17 protein-coding genes and 1 pseudogene are annotated in these 21,099 nt (G+C 70.0%); 4 read left to right on the top strand and 14 right to left on the bottom strand.

Annotated elements, in window-relative coordinates; all coding sequences use genetic code 11:
- Window positions 1-8: 8 nt before the first annotated feature.
- The 13 genes and pseudogenes from Q664_RS31855 to Q664_RS31795 all read right to left on the bottom strand — a co-directional run bounded on the left by Q664_RS31855 (window position 9) and on the right by Q664_RS31795 (window position 12,595).
- The gene (locus Q664_RS31855; protein WP_160174543.1) at window positions 9-611 is read right to left on the bottom strand and encodes a hypothetical protein; all 603 of its coding nucleotides are present in this window, start codon (window positions 609-611) and stop codon (window positions 9-11) included.
- Window positions 612-884: 273 nt separating this feature from the next.
- Window positions 885-1,787, bottom strand: coding sequence for a MerR family transcriptional regulator (locus tag Q664_RS31850; protein ID WP_043404018.1), 903 nt, complete (start codon window positions 1,785-1,787; stop codon window positions 885-887).
- A gap of 27 nt (window positions 1,788-1,814) precedes the next feature.
- Window positions 1,815-2,675, bottom strand: a complete 861-nt coding sequence (locus Q664_RS31845; RefSeq protein ID WP_043404016.1) for a MerR family transcriptional regulator — start codon at window positions 2,673-2,675, stop codon at window positions 1,815-1,817.
- Window positions 2,672-3,355: a lysophospholipid acyltransferase family protein gene (locus Q664_RS31840; RefSeq protein ID WP_043404014.1), complete on the bottom strand. Its 684-nt coding sequence runs from the start codon at window positions 3,353-3,355 to the stop codon at window positions 2,672-2,674. The genes Q664_RS31845 and Q664_RS31840 overlap by 4 nt, the downstream gene beginning before the upstream one ends.
- Window positions 3,352-3,699, bottom strand: a complete 348-nt coding sequence (locus Q664_RS31835) for a lycopene cyclase domain-containing protein (protein WP_043404012.1) — start codon at window positions 3,697-3,699, stop codon at window positions 3,352-3,354. Before Q664_RS31835 ends, Q664_RS31840 begins: the two co-directional genes overlap by 4 nt.
- A complete protein-coding gene (locus Q664_RS31830; protein ID WP_043404010.1) occupies window positions 3,696-4,079 on the bottom strand; it encodes a lycopene cyclase domain-containing protein in 384 nt (127 codons plus the stop codon). The genes Q664_RS31835 and Q664_RS31830 overlap by 4 nt, the downstream gene beginning before the upstream one ends.
- Window positions 4,076-5,221 (bottom strand): glycosyltransferase family 2 protein, encoded by a 1,146-nt coding sequence (locus Q664_RS31825; protein WP_043404009.1) that lies wholly within the window; start codon window positions 5,219-5,221, stop codon window positions 4,076-4,078. The genes Q664_RS31830 and Q664_RS31825 overlap by 4 nt, the downstream gene beginning before the upstream one ends.
- Window positions 5,218-6,184: pseudogene (locus Q664_RS31820) on the bottom strand (carotenoid 1,2-hydratase). Before Q664_RS31820 ends, Q664_RS31825 begins: the two are co-directional and overlap by 4 nt.
- A gap of 5 nt (window positions 6,185-6,189) precedes the next feature.
- Window positions 6,190-7,647, bottom strand: a complete 1,458-nt coding sequence (locus Q664_RS31815; protein WP_043404007.1) for a phytoene desaturase family protein — start codon at window positions 7,645-7,647, stop codon at window positions 6,190-6,192.
- Window positions 7,644-8,966: a hydroxymethylglutaryl-CoA reductase, degradative gene (locus Q664_RS31810; protein WP_052518922.1), complete on the bottom strand. Its 1,323-nt coding sequence runs from the start codon at window positions 8,964-8,966 to the stop codon at window positions 7,644-7,646. The genes Q664_RS31815 and Q664_RS31810 overlap by 4 nt, the downstream gene beginning before the upstream one ends.
- A complete protein-coding gene (locus Q664_RS31805; RefSeq protein WP_043404003.1) occupies window positions 8,963-9,988 on the bottom strand; it encodes a phytoene/squalene synthase family protein in 1,026 nt (341 codons plus the stop codon). The genes Q664_RS31810 and Q664_RS31805 overlap by 4 nt, the downstream gene beginning before the upstream one ends.
- A complete protein-coding gene (locus tag Q664_RS31800) occupies window positions 9,985-11,529 on the bottom strand; it encodes a phytoene desaturase family protein (RefSeq protein WP_043404001.1) in 1,545 nt (514 codons plus the stop codon). Before Q664_RS31800 ends, Q664_RS31805 begins: the two co-directional genes overlap by 4 nt.
- A gap of 13 nt (window positions 11,530-11,542) precedes the next feature.
- On the bottom strand, window positions 11,543-12,595 hold the full coding sequence (locus Q664_RS31795) for a polyprenyl synthetase family protein (protein ID WP_043404374.1): 1,053 nt from the start codon (window positions 12,593-12,595) through the stop codon (window positions 11,543-11,545).
- A 230-nt stretch (window positions 12,596-12,825) separates the two neighbouring features.
- On the opposite strand from Q664_RS31795, the gene Q664_RS31790 reads away from it, so the two are divergent.
- The 4 genes from Q664_RS31790 to Q664_RS31775 all read left to right on the top strand — a co-directional run bounded on the left by Q664_RS31790 (window position 12,826) and on the right by Q664_RS31775 (window position 16,159).
- Window positions 12,826-13,296 (top strand): peroxiredoxin family protein, encoded by a 471-nt coding sequence (locus Q664_RS31790; protein ID WP_235216954.1) that lies wholly within the window; start codon window positions 12,826-12,828, stop codon window positions 13,294-13,296.
- On the top strand, window positions 13,293-14,195 hold the full coding sequence (locus Q664_RS31785; protein WP_043403996.1) for a TIGR01777 family oxidoreductase: 903 nt from the start codon (window positions 13,293-13,295) through the stop codon (window positions 14,193-14,195). The genes Q664_RS31790 and Q664_RS31785 overlap by 4 nt, the downstream gene beginning before the upstream one ends.
- Before the next feature lie 73 nt (window positions 14,196-14,268).
- A complete protein-coding gene (locus tag Q664_RS31780; protein WP_084610494.1) occupies window positions 14,269-15,477 on the top strand; it encodes a metallophosphoesterase in 1,209 nt (402 codons plus the stop codon).
- Window positions 15,478-15,523: 46 nt separating this feature from the next.
- Window positions 15,524-16,159: a TetR/AcrR family transcriptional regulator gene (locus Q664_RS31775; protein WP_043403995.1), complete on the top strand. Its 636-nt coding sequence runs from the start codon at window positions 15,524-15,526 to the stop codon at window positions 16,157-16,159.
- A gap of 117 nt (window positions 16,160-16,276) precedes the next feature.
- Here Q664_RS31775 and Q664_RS31770 read toward each other — a convergent pair whose 3' ends face one another.
- Window positions 16,277-20,887, bottom strand: a complete 4,611-nt coding sequence (locus tag Q664_RS31770) for an amidohydrolase family protein (protein WP_160174542.1) — start codon at window positions 20,885-20,887, stop codon at window positions 16,277-16,279.
- Window positions 20,888-21,099 lie beyond the last annotated feature (212 nt).

Here is a 21,099-nt window from a genome sequence, read left to right as displayed (position 1 = left end):
CGGACGACTCACCGCGACGCCCTGAACTCGGCGGCGAAGTCGAGGAACTTCAGGGCGGCCTTCCGGTGGTCGCCCTGGCAGTCCTGAAGGTATTTGACGTGCCAGCCCTCGCCCGGGGCCTCCTTCTTGACGTCCCGGAGCCAGTCCTGGAAGGGCGCTACCGTCAGGTCCTTGCTCTGGTTGAAGACGGAGTTCTGGATCCAACCCAGGGTGAAGGAGTGAAGCGATTCCACGGTGTCCTGCCCCGTCAAGAACGACAGCTCCCGTCCTTCGCGCATCCGCTGCCGCAACCACAGCAGCGCATCCAACAATTCCACCTGACGCCCGCCCCACGCATTGGGCAGAGGCCCATAAGTCGCGGCGACTCTCTCATCCGTGGCACTGGCGCGGCCTCTTGGAGTCGGGCCGAATCGCTCCACGTATGTGGCGACGAGATCGAGGAGCACCAACACGGCGCTCTCGTGGTCGCCCTCGCAATCGCGCAGAGGCTTGACGTACCAGTCCTGGAGCAAGGGCTCGCCCTGAGTGCCCTGGTACCACTCCAGAAACTCCTGCCAGGCCAGATCGTGCCCTCCATTGAAATGGGTATGCGCGAGCCATCCACGGCTCATGGGAAGGAGAGAATCGACGCTTTCAAAGCCCGTGACGAACCACAGCGCATGCCGCTCCCTCACCCACCAGCGGCACCGAAGCAGCGCATCGAGCAGCCCCACCCGTCGTCCGCGCCACGCCTCGGGGAGTTGTTCCTGGCTCATAGCTCGTCCACCACCTCGTGGATGACACGGCTCCCGTGGACCGTGCTGAGCCTGGACAGCTTCTCGCCGTGCTCATCCTCCGGACCTCCCGAGCACTGGCACTCCTCCGTACCAGCCCGGCGGAAACGCTCACCCGCCCAGCAGCCGTGGCCAGTCTTCCGCGCTGTCGAACAGGTGCACGCCCAGCCGCTCGCAGACGTCCTCGTGTACCCGGGCCGCCGCCCCGCCCACCCAGATGGGCGTCCCCTTGGGCACCCCCGCCACGATGCGAGACAACGTCTCCTCGAAGTCCTGCGCCCCGTGGTCCGTCACCGCCGACAACCCCACGAACTCCGCCTTCAGCTCGCGCGCCATCCGGCCCACCTCCGCCGCCGGCATCCGCTGGCCCAGCAACGTCACCGACAGCCCCGCGTGCCTCATCCGCAACGCCGCCCCCAACAGGCCCAGCTCGTGCTGCTCGTCCGGGAAACACGCCAACACCACGCGCCGGCGCCCCGTGTCCGGCGCCGCGTGCAACAGGCTGATGACCCGCGCCCGCACCTCCTGCGTCACCAGGTGCTCCTGCCCCACCGAGAACGCCCCCGCATGCCAGCGCTCGCCCACCTCGTGCAGCAAGGGCACCAGCATCTGCTCGTAGGCCTTCAGCGGTGTCAGCGACGCCAGCACCTCGTCCAGCACCCGCGACACCCGCCGCTGATCCAGCGCCGCCGCCGCCGCCAGCACCTCGTCCCTCCAGGCCGTCAGGCTCGTGGCCCCAGGCTCCGGCGTGGGCTCGGGCTCCGGCCGGGCCGTGTCCAGCTCCGCCTGCAGCTGCGGCAGCATCGTCGCCGCCTCGCTGATGGATACGCCCTCCTCGGTGAGCTGCTTGAGCCGCCGCAGCAACGCCACGTCCCGGTCCGTGTACACCCGGTAGCCCGATGGCGTGCGCCGGGGCGCCAACACCCCGTAGCGCCGCTCCCATGCGCGAATCAGCTCCACCCTCACCCCCGACAGCTCGGCGGCGACGTGGATTCTATAGCTGCGCTCGGCCATCCCACTCCTCCTCCGCCCCCAACCTCCTCAGGTGCGGTTCGACGCGCCGCGCGCCTGCTGCCAGAGGGCCACCAGTTCCTCCGTGGACTCCGCGTACTGCGCTCCCGTGCCGAAGATGACCTTCAGGTGCTCGCGCGCGCCCTGCCCCCCTACTACTACCATCGCCGGAGCACACGCCTCCACCGCGCTCTGCAACACCTGCCGCAGCTCGTCCGCCTCCCGTCTCCTCACGCACGAGAGCGCCACCACGTCCGGATCCAACTGCACACATGCCCCCCGCAGGGCCTCGGCCGGGGTGTCCGCTCCCAGGAACGTCACCTGCCAGCCCCTGCGCTTGAGGTGCAGGCCCAGTGCCAGCAACCCGCCCTCGTGCATGTCACGTTCCGGACAGGCCAGGAGCACCCGGGGGCCTCCCGGCCGGGAGTCCTCGGCCAGCAGCAGCGCCCGCAGCCGCTGGCGGATGAGCGCCGAGGCCAGGTGCTCCCGTGCGATGTCCAGCCGATGACCCATCTCCCGCAGCAGCGGAAGGAGCACGGTGTCCACGTAGGGCTCCACCGCCATGGCCGCCTGGGCCTCGCCCAGCACCCGGTCCGCCGCTTCCCCGTCCAGCACCATCACCGCCGACCAGAAACGCTCCTCCAGCCGCTCGCGCACCGGCAGCTCCGCCACCGGGGCCGACCGCACCTGGGCAATGGCCTCGCTCACCGACAGGCCCTCGGAGATGAGCTTCGCCACCCGGTGGATGTGCTCCACCTCTTCCCGCGAGTAGACGCGGTAGTTGCTCTCGGTGCGGTTCGGGCGCGGAAAGCCATAGCGCCGCTCCCACGCCCGCAGCGTGGCCTCGCGGATGCCCGTCAACCGGGCGATGGTCCGGATGCGCAACGTCATGCCGAGGGCGCCCTCCCCCGCACCGCGTCCCAGCGCTCCGCCACCCCCATGCCTCCCGACACCACCCGCGTGAAGCCCTCCAGGCCCGTCACCCCGGAGAGCCGGCGCACCGTGCCCTCCAGCTCCGACTGGAAGCGCGCCAGCCCTCCCGCCCCGTGCGGCGTTCCCACCTCCACCAACACGTCCGGCCGCTCGTGCTCGAAGAAGGCGTAGCGGATGGCCAGCGGCACGCACTCCACCTGCCCCACCCGCGCCAGCAGCTCCACCCCGCGCTCCAGCTTCAACGGCAGCACCCCGAAGGGGCGCAGCTCGCCCTCCGGGAAGATGCACACCGCGGCGCCCGGCCTTCCCAGCAGCTCACGCGCGTAGCGCAGCGTCTCCAGCGACGAGGCCGCCTCGCCCCGGCGGATGCTGAAGGCGCCCAGCCTCGACAGGAAGCGGTAGCGCTCCAGGTTCCGCTCCTCCATCACGCAGTACGTGTCCCAGCCCGCCGCCCGCCCCACCTGGTGCAGCACGAAGCCGTCCCACCAGTTGCAGTGGTTCACGTACACCAGCCGCGCCCCCTCGCCTCCCGGCAACTGCCCGCGCACCCACAAGCCCCGGAACGCCGACCGGAACTTCCACCCCACGTACCCGTCGAGCACCCACCCGAAGAGCCCTCCCTTCGCCGCGCGTATCACGGCGCCCGCGCCTCCCGCCGCGAGAGAAGCACCGTGAAGAGCGTCAGCCCGAGCGACACCATCACGCTCGTCAGCAGGAAGAAGAGGATCTCCTCCAACGGCACCCCGGCCACGTACACGCCCAGGTGCTTCCCCTCACCGAAATTCCAGATGCCCACGCGGATGGCCAGGTGGTCCGCCACCGCCAGGTACGTCCCCACTATCAGCGCCGGCGGCAACACCGCGCGCAGCACCGCCCCCGTGCGGCTCCGGAAGTGGTGCACCAGCAGCGCCAGCTGCAACACGATGAAGGGCACCGCCCACGCCAGCAGGTGGATCATGTACGCCCAGCGCGACTCCATCATGACGCCGCCTCCTCGGCGTCCAGTGGCTGCTTGGACACCGGGGTGCCCTCGGCCGGGCGGCGCTGGGGCTCGGGCGCCTCCAGCACCCGGAGCAGCCGCGCACGCGCCCACAGGCCCACCAGCAGCGTCTGCAGCCCGAAGAAGAGGTACTCCTCCAGCGGCAGGTAGCCCAGCTTGATGCCCCAGATGAGCTCCGGCTTGAAGCCCCACAGGCCCCACTTCACCGCCAGGTTGTCCCACGGCGACGTCGCCGCGTAGACCACCACCAGCAGCAGCCCCATGGGCGCCAGCCCCCGCGGCGTCAGCGTGCGCCGGTAGCGCACCAGCATGAAGAGAATCGGCAGGACCACGAACAATCCCAGGAAGCGTGCGTACGTCATCCCCGGCCTCCACCGAGCTCCGGCGACATGCGGCCACCGGAATGCAACGCGTAGGTGCGGCCCCTCCACGTCACCCGCGACGGCCGCACGAGAGAAGTCATGAACGCGGCGAGCAACAGCGCCTCGCCCAACAGCCAGTCCCACAACATGGGGCCCGGAGAGGTGAACCCGGCACCCTCACCCCGTCCCTCTCCCGGGGGGAGAGGGGAAATAGGCGTGGTGAGGATGCTCAGGCGCCAGGAGAGGAGGGTCCTCACGAGCAGGAGACCCGCTACTCCCGCCGACAGCCACATCGACCCCGTGAACAGGCTGAGCGCCAACAGCGGCCACGTCGGCGTGAAGAGCAACGGCACCGTCGGGTACAGCCCTGGACGGTGGCTGCTCAGCACCTGCATCCACCTCGTGAAGCGCGCCAGCGCCGCGCTCCACGTCCCCGATGCCATCGGCACCACCGCGGGTACCTCGCACAGCTCCACCTCGAGGCCCTTCGCGTGCAACCGCTTGGAGAGCTCCAGGTCCTCGCCGATGTGATCCTCCAGCGCCCGCAGCTCCTCCACCGCCCGATCGCTCAACCCGAGCGCCTTGCCGCACACCGCCCTCGCCCCCGCGCTCATCACGTGCAGCGCCCGGAAGCTGTGGTGCGTGCGGCGCAGCAGCCCCGCCACCGCCCGGTCCGCCAACGCCCGCTCGCCCACCGGCGTCGGCACCGCCGTGCTCAGCGCCGCCCCCGCCGCTACCGGCGCCGCCAGGCCTTCCACCAGCTCCCCCGTCACCGCCACGTCCGCGTCCACCACCAGCACCACCCGCCCGTCCCGCGGCAGCTTCTCCAGCGCGTACAGCAGGTGTCCCACCTTCCGGTTCGGCGCCCCCGGATCGCTCCGCAGCCACAGCACGTCCTCGGGCAGCCGCGGCCGCTGCGGCGAGAGCACCACGTGCGTCAGCGGCCCCTCGTAGTCGATGGGCCTCGACAGGTTCTCCAGCTCCCGCTCCGTGGGCACGTCCACCGGCCGCAGCAGCAGCACCGGCACCCGCGTGGACCCCGGCGCGCGGCGGCGCTGGCTCAGCAGGCGTCCCAGCGCCACCGCGCTGAAGCCTCCCGCCAGCACCACCCAGCCCAGGCCCATGGCCTCCAGCGCATTCATGTCCCGCGCTCCACGCGCGTGCGGAAGTGCGCCATCCAGCGGATGAAGGGCGAGTGGAACCGGCGGAAGTCCGCCACCTCCCCCATCACGTCCAGCCCGTCCCGCCGCGCCTCCACCCGCGCGTAGAAGGGCGAGGACTCCAGCAGCCTCGGCTCGCCCACGGCCTCGTTGCCCGCGTACAGCCGCGATGGCACACGCAGGCCCCACCCCGTCAGGCGTGTGTCCCGCGCCTCCGCCAGCAGCGGCCTGCGCTCGGACTTCGTGCCCAGCGCGCCCGCCGTCACCCGCATCGGCGCCACTCCGCCCGGCAGGTGGTAGTCCACCACCGTCTCCTCCGGGCCGTGCACCCGCGCCCAGTGCCACCCCGGCAGCCGCGCGCCCAGCAACTCCTCGCCATGGTTGGTGTCGTGGTAGCCGAGTCCCTCCGCCACCACGCCCTCGGAGGACACCTCCAGCCGCGCCTTCGCCCGGGGCGCCAGCGCCCTCCAGTAATGAGGCAGCCCCGGCACCAGCTGCACCTCCTCCGCCGCCGTCACCTGGGGCTCCAGCTCCAGCCGCGCGCGCACCGGCCACCAAGGGCGCGCACCGCTCGTCCACCTCCATGCGCACCGTCCCGTCCAGCCCGTACTCCAGCAGCGAGCGGCCGATGCGCAGCACCCGGCCATCCCGCTGCACCCGCACCGCCGCGTGCGGGTATTCGCTCAACACCCAGCGCCGGCTCGTGCTCCGGTGGTACAGCGCGAAGTTCACCGCGCAATGCTCCAACGGCAGCGCGCCCCGCCTCACCCCCGCCGAGTAGCGCGGAGAGAAGAGCGAGCCCATCATGAAGATGCACACCGCGCTGTACTCGCCCGCCGTCACGTCGGCGTAGAACCAACGGTACGCCCCCGAGGTGTCCGGCGGCGCCGGCAGCGCGTCCCGCCAGGCGTACCCCTCCGCCGAAACGGGGATGGCGAGCTCCATCCGCCTCATGCGCTCCTCCGCAGGTGCTCGGACGCCATCTCCGCGGCGAAGCGGCCCGACAGCATCACCAGCGGAACCCCGCCGCCCGGGTGCGTGCCTCCGCCCGCGAAGAAGAGCCCCGGCGTCCCGCCCCGGATGCGCGGACGGCGGAAGGGACCGAACTTCCCGTGCGGCAGGAAGCCGTAGATGGAGCCACCCGGCGCGCCCAGGGCCGCCAGGTCCACCGGCGTGCGCTGCCCCACCACCCGCATGCGCCCGCGCAGCTCCGGGTAGTACGCCAGCAACTTGTCGAACATCTGGGTCTTCACCCGCTCGGCCTGCAGCTCCCACGCGGCCGCCGCCCGCTCGTACGCGGCCGGCTCGCGCGGCAACGCCGGGGCATTCACCATGACGAAGAGCCCCGTCTTGCCCGGCGGCGCCACCGTCGGGTCCGACGCCGAGGGGTTGCAGAAGTACACCGTCGGATCATCGGCCAGCTGGCCCCCGAAGAGCTCGTCGAACTCGCGGCGGTAGTCCCGGCCGAAGAGCACCGTGTGGTGCGGCAGCGCGGGGCGGCCGTCCACCTCCAGCAGCAGCACATAGCCCGACAACGACAGCGGCTCGCTTCCCCGCCCCAGTTTGTCCAGCGGGTCCGCGTTCACCACCACCGAGTCGAACCGCTCCTCTCCGCCCGGAGGCCCCACGAGGTACCCCCGCGCGTCGCGCGTGTAACCCACCCGCGCGTTGAGGTGCACCTTCACGCCCTGACGCCGCACCGCCTCGCCCAGCGCATCCACCAGCGCGCCAATGCCACCCCGCACGTGGTGCACGCCATACGCGCGCTCGATGTGGGGAATGAGGGCGTAGGCCGCGCTCGCCTCGTACGGCGAGGCCCCCGCGTACGTGGCGAAGCGCCCCACGAACTGCTGGAGGTGATCCGTCTTGAAGTGGGCCCGCGCCAGCTCGTCCAGCGTGGCCAGCTTCATCCCCTTGGCCATCGCCATCACGCCCCGCCGCGCCACCCGCGTCATGAAGCCGGCCATGCCCTCGAAGGGCGCCTCCAGGTACGGCTCGCCCGCGGCGCGCCAGATGGCCTCGGCCTCCTGGTAGAAGCCGAACACCCCACGCCGCTCACTGGACCGCAACTCGCCCGCGCTCTGGGCCGTGCGCTCGAGGTCCCTGTACGCCACGAAGCCGCACCCGTCCGCGAAGCGGTAGGTGCACTGGGGCTCCAGCTCGGCGATGGGCGGCAACAGGTCCGCCCCGCCCAACCGCTCGAACAGCCCCTTGACCACGTCCGGCAGCGTGAGCAGCGTGGGTCCGGTGTCCAGCCGGAGCCCATCCACCCGCACGCACTGCGCCTTGCCTCCGAGGGTGGGGCTTCCCTCGAAGAGCGTGACGTCGTGGCCCTCCTTCGCCAGGAGCCCGGCGGCCGTCAGCCCCCCGATTCCGCCGCCCACCACCGCGACACGCATCGTCTTCATCTCGAGACCCCCTTGCGCCGGACCTCCTCGGCGAGGATCTCCCGTGCACGCTCTGGCCGGTAGACGCGCTCACGCGCCAGCCGCTCGGCGACGATCTCCACCAACTCACCCTGGGCGCCCACCTCCGCGGCCACGCGCCGCGCGTGCAGCGCCATGTGGCCCTTCTGGATGCCCTCGGTGGACAGCGCCTTGAGCGCCGCCAGGTTGGTGGCCAGTCCCGCCGCCGCGGCCACTCCGGCCAGGTCCACCGCGCTCGTCACCCGCGCCAGCTTCAGTGCCCGCTGCACGCCCGGATGGGTACGCGCCGCGCCCCCCACCGTGGACGTGGCCAGGGGCATCTCCAGCAGTCCCACCAGCTCGCCCGCCGGGCCCTTCTTCCACGCGGTGAGCGGCCGGTACACGCCCGAGCGCGCCGCGTACGCGTGCGCCCCCGCTTCCACCGCGCGCCAGTCATTGCCGCATGCCACCAGCACCGCGTCCACTCCGTTCATCACACCCTTGTTGTGGGTGACGGCCCGGTACGGATCCATCTCCGCGAACGACTGGGCCTCGAGGATGGCGTCGCGCACCGCCTCGCCATCGATGAAACCCTCGGAGACCAGCGCCGCCGCCGGCACCGTCGCGCGCACGTACACCTTCCGGCGATCCGCCAGGTTGGTGAGGATCTTCAGTCCCACCCGGCCGCCCGTGAGGGCCGCGAGCCGGGGAGCCATCCGCTCGGCCAGACCGTTGACGAGGTTGGCCCCCATGGCGTCCCGGGTGTCCACATGCACGTGGACGACGAGCGTGGTGGCGTCCAGCACGCGCACCTCCAGCTCCCGCGCCCCGCCACCCCGGGCACACATGGCGCCCATGCCCGCGTTGGCCTCGGCCAGCAACTCCGCGGAGTTGGCCCGCAGCACGGCCTCGGCGTTGGCCAGCACGGGCACCTCCAGCAGCTGCACCTGGGCGGTGGTGATGGGCTCGTCCCACGACACGGAGAAGCCACCGCCCTCGGCGCACAGGCGCGCGGCGTAGCTGGCCGCGGCGATGATGGAGGGCTCCTCCACCGACATGGGCACCAGCCGGTCCTGCCCGTTCACCACGAAGTTGAGCGCCAGGCCCAGCGGCAGGCCGTGCAGGCCGATGACGTTCTCCACCATGGCGTCCGCGCAGGCCTCGTCGAAACCGCCCAGCCCCGCGCACGCCTCGGCCTCCTCCGGCGCCAACCAGCGCGACTCCACCAGCCGTGTCCGGCGGCTCTCCGGCGTCTGCCGGTAGAAACCCGACAGGCGCGAGGAGCGCTTCACCTTCAACGTCTGTACCTTGTCGTCGCTCATAACCGCACTCCCGTGGTGACCCCCGTGGGCAGCAGGGGCACCGTCACCTCGGGCGTCTGCGGCGCGGGCAGCACGGCCGCCGGCCGCACCAGGATGGTGGAGGCCAACGCCAGCTTGCGCTTGCCCGGCACCGACAGCCGGCCCTGGAAGACGTCGTAGTCGTTCTCCTCGATGACGCGCAAAATGTCTCCGTAGATGGAGCCCATCAGCTTCACCATGCGCTGGCAGCCGAAGCCGGTGAGCGCGGGGATGCCCGCCGCCGCCCGCGAGTAGTACGCGCGCGCCCGGTCGATCTGGAAGCGCATGAAACCGCGCCACCGGTCATCCACCACGCCCGCGCGCAGGTCGTCCACCGTGAGGCCGAAGGCCGCCAGCTCCTCCAGCGGCAGGTAGACGCGGTCGCGGTCCAGGTCCTCCTTCACGTCCCGGAGGATGTTGGTGAGCTGCATGGCGCGGCCCAGGTCCGCCGCCGGTCCGAGCGCCCACTCCGCCGAGCACCCCAGCATGGGCGCCATCATCAGCCCCACCACGCCGGCCACCCGGTAGCAATACAGGTCCAGCTCGGCCCAGCTCTCGTAGCGGCGCTGCGTCAGGTCCATCTCCATGCCGGAGATGAGGTCCTGCATGGGTTGCTCGGGGACGCGGAAGCGGCGGATGACGTCCTGCAGGGCGGCGAACTCGGAGGGATCCCACGGGCCATCACCCCCGCTGGCGCGCGTGGCGGGCGGAGGCATGCGCGGGTCTCCCAGCTCCGGCACGTCCACGAAGAGCTCGGCCACGGCCCGGCGCGCACGCATCAGCCGCTCGCCCAGATCCTCGGGCACCGCGCCCCGGTCCGCGCCGTCCGCCACGTCCACCATGTCGTCCAGGCGCCGGCAGTAGGCATAGAGGGCGAAGGCCGCCTTGCGCCGCATCCCGAAGAGCATGAAGGAAGCGAAGAAGAAGCTCTTGGCGTGATGACGCGTCACGCGCTCCGCCATCTCGTAACCACGTGTCACCAGGGTGTTGTCGGGCTTCCTCATGCCGCCTCCTCGATTGCTGCGCGTCCATCACTTCCGGGCTCCGTCACCACATCCGCCACTCCCGACCACGCCAGGATGCGTTCCACGGCCAGCCGCGCCGAAATGAGCACCGTGGGAAGACCGGTGCCCGGCTGCGTGGAGGCCCCCACGAAGAACAGGTTCCGCACCCGTGCATCCTGGTTCGCGGGGCGGAAGGGGCCAATCTGGAAGAAGTTCTGCGCCAGCCCGAAGGCACTGCCCCGGGCCAGGTTGAAGGTGGCCGCCCAGTCATCCGGCGTGTAGACGCGCTCCACCTCGATGTCCCGCTCCAGCTCCGGGTAGCCCAGCTCGGCCAGGCGCCGGAACACCTTGGCCCTCACCTTCGGGCCCTCCACCTTCCAGTCCAGCCCCGGGTGCTGATGCGGCACCGGCACCAGGACGTAGAGCGCGTCCTTGCCCGGCGGCGCCAGGCTCGGGTCCGTGTGCGCCGGTGCGTTGACGTAGAAGCTGGGATCCTCGGGCACGCGGAAGCGCTCGAAGATGTCGTCGAACGAGCCCTTGTAGTCGTGGCCGAACACCACGTTGTGGTGGTGGAGCCCCTCGTACCGGCGTTTGAGTCCCAGGTAGAGCATGTAGCCACTGGACGTGTAGCGAAGCTTCGACGCGCGCTTGAGCCGGGTGACGCCCGGGTCCAACAACTTCTCGTACGCGTAGGGGAGATCCGCGTTACACAGCACCACGTCCGCCTTCACCACCTGCCCGTCCTCAAGCTCCACGCCCACCGCGCGCGTGCCCCCGGTGAGGATGCGCTTGACGGGCGTGCCGTAGTGCAGCCGCACGCCCTCCTCGCGCGCCACCTTCTCCAGCGCGAGGGGAATCGCATACAGGCCCCCCTTGGGGAACCACACGCCCACGCCCAGCTCCGTGAAGGGCAGCAGCCCGTACACCGCCGGCGAGGCGAAGGGCGACACGCCCAGGTACATCGTCTGGAAGGTCATCGCCGCGCGCAGGCGCTCGTCCTGGAAGAAGCGGCTGACGTCCGCGTACATGCGGCGGTGGGCGCGCACTTGAAAAATCTTCTTCAGCACCGAGGGCGCGAAGTAGTCGGAGATGCCCGCGTAGTTGCGGCCCACCAGATGATCCAGGCTGGTGCGGTACTGGGTGCGGCCCTGGGCCAGGAAGGCGAGGTAGCGCGCGTAGCTGCCCGGTTCAATCCGCTCCAGCTCGCGCCCCATGGCGCACAGCTCGGAGGTGAAGGTGATGGCCGAGCCGTCGCGGTAGTGGATGCGGTAGTTGGGATCGCACCGCACGAGCGTGAGGTAGTCCTCCAGGCGCCGGCCGAGCGAGGCGAACGTCTCCTGGAACACCTCGGGCATGAGGACGATGGTGGGGCCGATGTCCCAGGTGAAGCCGTCCACCTGGAGGCGGTTGCAGCGCCCGCCGGGGCCGTCCGTCTTCTCGAAGAGCTGGACGTCGAAGCCCTGGTGGGCCAGCCGCGCCGCCGCCGCGAGCCCGCCAATGCCCGCGCCCACCACCACCGCCTGTCGCTTGCCACTCCTCACGGTACGGCTCCTCTCAGACGATGCGGTGGGCCAGCTGGCCGATGAGGGACTGCACCAGCTCGCGCAGGCCGTTGGGGTTGGGCAGCTCCGCGAGCGCGAGCACCGCGCCGTGCGAGGCCCGTGTCACCAGATTCTCGGTGGCGCTCCGCCCCCCGCTCTCCTCCACCAGTCGGCGCACCCGCCCGAGCGCCAGCTCATCCCTCCGCTCGGCGGGCAGGCTCCACAACGCCTCCAGCTCCCGGCGCGCCTCGGGCAGCGCCCGGGACCAGGCCGCCGCCACCGGGAAGGTCCGCCGGCCCTGGAGGAAGTCGCACCGCGGAGCCTGGCCGGCCCCCCGCGTCTCTCCGAAGAGGCCCCTCAACTCCTCGCGCAGCTCGTGGGCCAACCCCACGTGGCAGCCCACGCGCGCCAGCCGCATGCGCAACTCCGCGTCCGCCCCGGCCAGCATCGCCCCGCACACCAGGGCCGACGCCAGCCCCTCGCGCACCATCCTCAGGCGCGCCTGGCGCCAGGCCCGGAGCACGCCGCCAGGGCCCAGCAACGCGCCGCCTCGCGCCAGCTCCGCGTAGCGCCCCACCGCCGAGTAGCGGCCCAGCTTCAGGAAGTACTGGCTGGCCTGCGTGGCACCCGGCAGCTCCGAGCCCAGCAGCGTCTCCATGGCGAGAGCGAAGAGGTGGTCCCCTATCACCACGGACAGGTGCTGGCCGGTGGCGCCCGGCGCCAGCAGGTGGTGCAGCGTCAACCCTCCGCGCCGCACCACTGATTGCTCCGCCGCGTCGTCATGGATGGCCGCGAAGGCATGCAGCAGCTCCAGCCCCGCGGCGAAGCGCCACAAGCCCGCCGGCACGGACGCCGAGCCGCGCGCCAGGCAGTAGCCCGCCAGCAGCAGCGCCGGGCGCATCCTCCAGGTGGGGCGTGCCACGTACTCGCGGACGTGGCCCAGGGCTTCCGTCCAGCGAATGTCCAACCTGGCCTCGTCCGGCAACTCCAGCAGCTCCGCCAGCGACGCATCCACCCGGGCCCGCACCAACTGCAGCCACGCCTGCTCCACCGAGGGAGCCGGCATGGGCACTGCAGAGATGAAGGGCGTGGGCCCCATGCAACCTACCTCCCTCCGGAAAGGTGTCCTCTGTGTGGGAGGTAACCTTTGCGTCCACACTCTGTCAAGGCTATGTTCAAGGTTCGTACAAGCTTCGTTCACAGGAGGCCCCGATGTCTGCACGGATTGCTGGCATGCTGACGGCGGCACTATTGGCCGCGGGTCCATCGCTCGCCGCCGAGCCACAGGTTGGACCAATGGATGCAACCTTGCGGGGCTCCAATGGAAAGGAAGTGGCGCTCTCCCGCTGGCGGGGAAAACCCGTCATTCTTTTTTATGAGGATCGCCACTCCACGACACTCAACTCGTCCTTGAAGGAGGCCCTCTTCTCGAAGGGTCGGGAACTGGGACTGTTGGACGCGGCGTTCGTGGTGGCGGTGGCCAACCTGGAGTCGTTCAACTTCTTCCCTGCTCGGGGCATCGCGTTGTCCCACGTGCGTGACGAGGAGAAGAAGTGGGGCATCCCCATCCTGGTGGACTTGAAGGGCACCCTGGGGGCGGCGCCGTGGAATCTGCCCACCAAGACGTCCTCGGTGCTGCTGCTGGACAGTCAGGGGGCGCTCGTCTACCGCTACTCCGGCCGCATGCAGGAGGAGGACCAGAAGGCCTTCTTCCAGACACTCGGCGCCCTGCTCGGCCGGGAGATTCCCGAGGAGAGCCACCCATGAAGGTCGCCGTCACCGGAGCCAGTGGTTTCCTCGGTCCGCTCTTCGTCCAGCGGTTGATGGAGAGGGGCCACACCGTTCACGTGCTGGCGAGGAACGTGGAGCGCACGCTGGGCAAGCTGCCCCAGGGGGTGGGCGGCGCCTTCTTCGACGCGGCCACGCCCCTGTCCCCGGAGGCCCTGGGGGGAGCCGAGGCGGTGGTGAACCTGGCGGGCGAGCCGGTGGCACAGCGGTGGACGGAGAGCGCGCGCCAGCGCATCCATGACAGCCGGGTGGTGGGGACGCGGTTGCTGGTGGAGGCCATGCGGGCGGCGGGCACGGTGCGGCACTTCGTGTCGGCCTCGGCCATCGGCTACTACGGAGACAGGGGCGCGGAGCCAGTCACGGAGAGCAGCGCCCCCGGGGAGGACTTCCTCGCGCGGGTGTGCCGGGACTGGGAGGCCGAGGCCCAGCAGGCGGCCACGGCGGGCATCCGCACGGTGATGGCGCGCATCGGCGTGGTGGTGCACCCGGAGGGCGGCGCGCTCCAGCAGATGCTGCCCCTCTTCCGCCTGGGCGTGGGCGGGAGGATGGGCTCGGGGCGGCAGTACATGAGCTGGGTGGACCGCGAGGACACGCTGGGCCTGCTGCTCTTCGCGCTGGAGAACCCGGAGCTGAAGGGCCCGCTGAACGTGACGGCGCCGGAGCCGGTGACGAACGCGGACTTCGCGCGGGCCCTGGGGGCGGTGCTCCACCGGCCGGCGGTGCTGCCGGTGCCCGGCTTCGCGCTGAAGCTGGCGATGGGGGAGATGTCCGAGGCGGTGCTGGGGGGCCAGCGGGTACTGCCCCGGCGCGCGCTCGAGGCCGGCTACCGCTTCCAGCACCCCGAGCTGACCGGCGCCCTCCGCGCGATGCTGGGGTGAGGGCGCGGCTTCACGTTTCTTCACGTACGATTGGGTTGCGGCGCACGGGGCGCCGATGAGTATTCGGACCCACATGCGCTTCACGCTTCAATCCCTCATCTTCTTCGGCACCATGTCCCTGGTGGTGGTGCTGGGGCATGTCTACCTGTACCGTCGGCTCTTCCGGGACACGGCGAAGCACCCCCACTGGCGGCGGGCCGGCGTGGTGCTGATGGGACTGCTGGCCACGCTCATGACGAGCTGGTGGTTCGTGCCGCGCCTGCTGCCCGGGGAGGCGGCGTCCGTCCTCTCACGGCTCAACTGGTTCTGGATGGGGGTGGCCACCTACCTGCTGCTGGCGGTGCTGTCGCTGGGGGGTCTGCGCGGACTCACCGGCTGGTTGAAGCGCGGCCGTGCCGCGGAGGCACCCGTGGACCCGGTGGTGGACCCGGTGGTGGATGAAGCGCGGCGGCAGTTCCTCGCCCGGACGACGGCGGGGGTGGCGCTGGCGGCCACGGGAGGCATGGCCGGCTACGGCGTGTGGCGCGCCTACCACCCGCCGGTGGTGAACGAGGTGGCGGTGAAGCTGCCCGGCCTGCCCAAGGCGCTGGACGGCTTCCGCATCATCCAGCTCAGCGACGTGCACGTGGGCCCGCTCATCCAGCGCCGCTTCATGGACGCGGTGGTGGCGCAGTGCAACGACCTGAAGGGAGACCTGGTCTGCATCACGGGAGACCTGGTGGATGGCCGGGTGGCGCAGCTGGGGCACGGGGTGGGCGCGCTGAGCAACCTGCGCTCACGGCACGGCACGTACTTCGTCACCGGCAACCACGAGTACTATTCGGGTGACGAGGAGTGGGCCGAGGCGCTCACGCGCATGGGCGTGACGGTGCTGCGCAACCGCCATGTGCGCATTGGCGAGCCGGGAGCCTCGTTCGACCTGGTGGGCGTGGACGACTGGGGCGCCCACCGCTCGGGCTACCCGCGCGAGCGCAGCTATGACCTGGCGGCGGCCACGGCGGGGAGGGACCCGTCACGTGCCTCGGTGCTGTTGGCGCATCAACCCGCGGGCTGGCGCGAGCACGCGCTGAAGGCGGGCATGGGGCTGCAGCTGTCCGGGCACACCCATGGGGGGCAGTTCTTCCCTTTCAACCTGGTGGTCTCCGCCATCTGGGAACATGACGCCGGCTTGTTCCGCGAGGGAGACAGCCACATCTACGTGAGCCGCGGCACGGGCTTCTGGGGACCCCCCCTGCGCGTAGCCGCCCCGCCGGAGATCGTCAAGGTGACCCTCCTGGCATGACTCGACGTGACGCAACTCGCCGTGCGTGCGTAGGATAACGACGTAGATGCGTAAGGCAGCGGCGAAGCGGGAGATCAAGCAGGAGCGCGCGGCTCGGACGCGAGTGGAGATCCTGGAGGCGGCCATCACGCTGTTCGCGAGACGAGGAATCCTCGCGACGACGATGGCGCAGCTGGCCAAGGCGATCCGGATGACACCGGGGGCGCTCTACTGGCACTTCCCCACGAAGGAGGACCTGCTGCTGGCGGCCATCGACGAGCTGCACGCGCGCTACCTCGCCGAGTTCGAGGTGGTGTTGGACGAGCACCGCCAGCATTCGGCGAGCGTCCAGCTGAAGACCTTCATGGAGCGCACGCAGCAGTTCCTGCGCTACCACCGCGAGTACGGCATCTTCTTCGGGATGGTGTCGGCGGAGTCGGCGGAGAACAACGACCGGGTGGCGGATGCCATCCGGGAGAAGCTGGGCATCTACGTCGCGGCGGTGGAGAACATCATCCGCTACGGCCAGGACAAGACGAAGGAGTTCCGGCTGGACGTGGACACGAAGCAGGCCGCGCACAACATCATCGGCGGCTACATTGGCGCGGTGGTGCACCAGAACCTGTTCCGCGAGTCGGTGACGTACGACGCCACGCTCAACACGCTGGAGCGGCTGCTGGTGGAAGGCATCGTCGCGCGCTGAAACGGCAACGCCCCCCGCGTCACCCGGACTGCGTGACACGGAGGGCGTAGGGACTTCAGGGGACTTCAGCGGCCCCGCCCGCCCCACGGTGGAGGCGGGCAGGAGCCCAGAAACCACTCAGGGCACGAGTTCGTTCGCGGCGCCCGGCGTCGGCTTGGACGTGAACGTGAAGTCGTCCATGTTCGAGTCGGAGTCCTGGGCGTTGGGGATGCGCGACAGCGAGCCCTCCTTGTTACCAGGGTCGATGAGGCTGGTGGTGACCTTGGTGCCCTCCATCAGGTCGAACTTCTTCGCCGACCCGTTGATCGTGCACTGCTTCATGTCCCCCTCGTACGCCAACGAGTCGACGATCGCGTCCGCCGCCTTGTCGTAGATAGCCACGGCGTCCGGCGAGCCGTTCTGGATGATGTCCGTGGCGGCGCCCGACTGGGACACGATCGCGAGCTTCTTCACGCCAGAGGCCGTCACCGTTTCGAGGAAGGCTGCCGAACCGATGACGAGATACTCACCCGGCCCCAGCTCCCCGACCGAGGCGAGATCGGCCTTGAGATACTCGGTGTTGTTGCTGCCGTTGACGAGGACGATGGCCAGGTCGGCCAGCGAGATGGGCTCGCTCGAGGAGTTGTAGATTTCCACGAACTCCTTCGCGTCGGGGTTGACGGACTGGTCGTAGTCCACCTCGTTGATGACGAGTCCCTTGCGGTAGCCCACCACCGTCACCGGGGTGGTGAGCGTCACGCCGTCGTAGGAGGCGCGGAAGGAACCGCTCGCCCCTTCGAGGTTGTCGGTGGCGGTGAACGTCACCGTGCCATCAATCCCGTCCTTGGCGATGACAACCGTCGAGGCGTTGAGACCGCCCAGCCCGGAGGCAGGCTCCAGCGAGACGTCGATCGTGACCGAGGCCTCCGCCGGCTTGTCCAACGCCACGGTGAAGACCTGGGTCTCCGACGGCTTCAGCCGCGGGTTGGCCGGGGTGATAGTGGCGAGCTTCGGGAACGTCGGGCGCACCGTCACCGTGGCCTCGGCCCTCGAGGTCCCGATCGAGGCCCTCACCTTACCCGTGCCAATGGCCGTACCCGTCGCGTTCGCGGTGAAGGTGAAGGTGGCCGAGTCGCTGCCCTTGGGCACCACCACCGTGGCGGGGGCCGTACCAAAGGTCGTGCTCTCCGCGGGAGGCTCCACCGCGAGCTTCACCGCCACATCACCCTCCGTCACCTTGTTCAACGTCACCGTGAACGTCTGGGTCGTGCCGTAGAAGACGGTGACCGGAGACGGGGTGAGGGTGGTAACGGTCGGGAAGTCGTCGGTGAAGTTGACCGGGACCGACACCTCGCTGGCCCCCAGCTTGACCGTGATGGTTCCCGTGTCCGTGAAGGCCGCCGTTTCGCTGGCGACGAAGGTGAAGCTGACCGAGGAAGCGTCCTGCGTGACGTTCACCGTGGAGGGCGTCACCGTGCCGATCTCCGCCGGCGTCACGATGACGTCGACGGTGGTGCCCGCGGGCGCGGGGATGTCCAGGGTGGCGGTGAGCGTCGTGTCGTAGCCCGGCGGGGTGATGACCGGATCCGGCGAGAGCGCCACGAGGCTGGCCGCCTCGTCACTGGCCAGCACGCGCACCCTGGTCTCCAGATTCACGGTGCTCAGCGAAGCGGTCAGCGTCACCTCCGTGGCCTGGGCCTTCGGAATGAGCTTCACCTCGGCACTGCTCTGTCCGGCGGGGATGACCACCCTGCCGGCACCCGCCACCGCCAGCGCGCCCTCGTCGGAAGAGGTGACCTGGACCACCACGTCCTCGGCATACGTGCTGGCGATGGTCACCCGCAGCTTCGTGGAGCCGATGATGGAGCAGCCAGCAGTGCAGTCGGAACCCAGGCGGATGAACTGCCCGGAGCCCATGCCGAAGGAGACGAGCGCCGGCTGCGGCCCGAGCAGATCATTGGCACCGAGCGGCTCCAGCTTGGAGGCGTTGTTGCGCCAGTTCAGGATGCCGCGGACCACGTGGTACTCCGTCCCCACCGTCGGCAGGGGCGAGGGCTTGTAGACGAAGTCATCCACGATGACGCCCCTGGCCGCGGGGTCCGAGTCCTTCGCGCTATCGACGACGAACTCGCCAAAGCCGGAGTCCACCTTCGTCACGAAGACGTCGGTGAGCTGCACCCGCACCCCCTCGAGCGCCGCGGCGCGCGAGCCGCCCGTGCGGATCTCGTCCGGGGTGACGAGCACGGGCGCCGGCAGCGCCTTGCCGCTCTCCACGGGCGTGGCCTCGAAGAACGCGTTGTTGAGCTGGAGCTGCCCGTTGAAGTTCTTCAGCACGGCGTTGCTGATCTTGATGACGTCGCCGACGGCCGGCGCGGGAGCCGTGGCGGACCTGGGATAGACGTAGATGCCGGACCAGTCCGCTCCCTCGGTCCGATCCTCGTCGGGCACCTGCAGGAAGAAGTGGTTGCCCGACACCGCCGTCACCAGCGCCTTGGGAATGGTGACGGTGTAGCCCACCAACGACGGGGAGGGAGCGACGGCCGGCTTCTTGAGGTCGTAGATGGAGACCTGGCAGAAATCGTCGTTCCTATCCTCCGTGCGGCAGGCGTCGCACGCGTCACCGCGGCCATCGCCGTCCGTGTCCGCCTGGTCCGGGTTGGCCACGCCGGGGCAGTTGTCGATGGCGTTGGGCTTGCCATCGAGATCCTCGTCCGCGGGATTGCCCGCCGTGCAGACGGTCCCGAGCGGGCACGGGTCGCACGCATCACCGATGCCGTCGTTGTCGGAGTCCGCCTGCTTGCCGTGGTCCATCGGGCGGATGGGGTTGAAGATGATGGGGCAGTTGTCCTCGGCGTTGGCGATGCCGTCACCGTCGGAGTCGGCGAGCCGGCGCGTGCCGGAGTAGACGGTGGAGCCATTCACCGAGGCCGCCACGGGCGCGGTGGCCGTGCGCTGCGGGGTGCAGGTGGGCTCGTTCGTCGGCGCCGTGCTGCGGCAGAAGAAGAGCTCGTAGGCGTTCTTGTTGAACTCCTTCAGCGCCGCGAAGTCCTTGCCCGGCGTCGTGTCCGTTGCAGTCTCGGACTTCACGCACACGGCCTTGGTGGTGCCGCACATGGGCAGCTCGTCACACGCATCCGCGCCCTTGAGCCCGTCCACCACGTTCTTGTCGCCGTAGAGCGGCTTGCCGCCACGCACGGTGAGGACCACGTCCTCCGTGCCGGCCTCGAGGACGGCGCGGTGCGGCGAGTAGGCGAAGGAGCGCAGCTTGAAGATGGCCAGGTCCGCCACCTTGCCCGGAGCGATGCGGCCCAGCTTCTCCGCGGTCTCCGTCACGTCCGCCGCGTTCGCGGTGACCATCCGCCACAGCTCCTCGTCGGTGAAGCTCTTCGAGTAGTGCACCTGGTTGAGGTAGTCGGCGCACTGCAGCTCGCGCAGGACGTTCATGGAGCCCGACTGCAGCCAGTCCGTGCCCAGCGCGATGCTCACGCCCAGCTGCTTGTAGGCGGTGACCATGGCCGTCTCGCCATACAGGGAGATGTTGGAGCGGGGCGACCAGACGAGCCCCGTGCCACGCTCGGCCATCTTGCCGATCTCCGCCGCCGTGAGGCCGATGCCGTGGATGAGGGCCGTATTCGCCTTCATCAGATCCTGGCTGCCGGAGCCCTCGCCGGACAGACAGCGGAACTCGTTGTGCGCGGAGGACTCGATGCCCTCGGACACGTGCGGCATGTAGGCCGAGAGGGGCGGAATCGCGTCCGGCCTGTCGATGGAGCCGTACGAGCACCCGCTCTCCAGCTCCTTGCCGCTCGAGTCATCCAGCGGGAAGGTCTGGAAGAAGGCGGGCATCTCGCGCAGGCCTTCCTGGCTGGTCCGGGTGCTGTAGCTCTCGGCGGTCAGGTCGCGCAGCAGGCCCGAGATGCCGCCCGAGCCCACCATGGACGTGGTGCCGGCGATCACATGGCGCAGCTCGGCCCAGCGCAGCAGGTCATCGGCGGAGCTGCTGCTGCCCTGGTTGAGGGACGTGTGGCCGTTGTTGCCCTTGCGCCAGTCGTGGCGGTGCTCGTAGCGCTCCGCCTTCCCGGCCTCGGGAGCCTTCTGGTAGGAGATGTGGTCGTGCGCGTTGATGAGGCCCGGGGAGATGACACCCTGCGGGCAGGAGATCTTCGTGGCCGTGGCCGCCTCCGCCGCGCTTGAGCAGTCGCACGCCGAGCACTGGATGATGCCCTTGTCGTCCACCAGCACCTGGCCGCCGGTGAGCGTCTTGCCGTCCATCAGCACCACGCCCATGTAGAGGCGCGCGGTGCCGGTACCGGTAATCACCGTGCAGGTCTCACCGTCCGCGGGCTGCGGCAGGCTCTCCGCTCCGGGGCACAGCTCCGGCGCCGGCCGGGTGGCCACGCAGGTGCTCTCGCACCCGTCCCCGTCCGTCTTGTTGCCGTCGTCGCACGCCTCGGAGATTTCCCGGGTGCCGTTGCCGCACACGGCCAGCACTTCCTGATCCGGCCGGGTGATGCTGCAGTCGTTCTGGCAACCGTCACCGTCTACCTGGTTGCCGTCGTCGCACGCCTCGCCAACTTCCTGCTCGCCGTTGCCGCAGACGGCCTGTGCGCTCTCGGTGGTACAGGTATTGGAACAGCCGTCACCGTTGGCGGTGTTGCCGTCGTCACATTGCTCCTTGCCTTCGACGCGGCCATTGCCGCACTCCTCGGGCGAAGGGCACGCGGTGAGCAAGAGAAGTCCTGCACTCAACAGTGCCAGGAGTTGGCGGGGGTGATTGCGCATGCAGTCCCTGGGGGGTTTGGGGTTGGACCTGCGCAGTGGGCTCCCGCTTCGTGACAACGGAGTGAAGCCCACTGAAACATTCAAGCGACACCTTACGCCGGAGGTGGACCGGGTGAAAATCCGTACCCCCCGTTTGGACGCCTGCTCCGGCCCGAAATCGCCCCTCTCAAACGCGCACT

The sequence above is a fragment of the Archangium violaceum Cb vi76 genome (assembly GCF_000733295.1).
Taxonomy (GTDB): domain Bacteria; phylum Myxococcota; class Myxococcia; order Myxococcales; family Myxococcaceae; genus Archangium; species Archangium violaceum.
The sequence above is the reverse complement of the archived record's forward strand: the minus strand, read 5'-3'. Positions and strand labels throughout refer to the sequence as shown.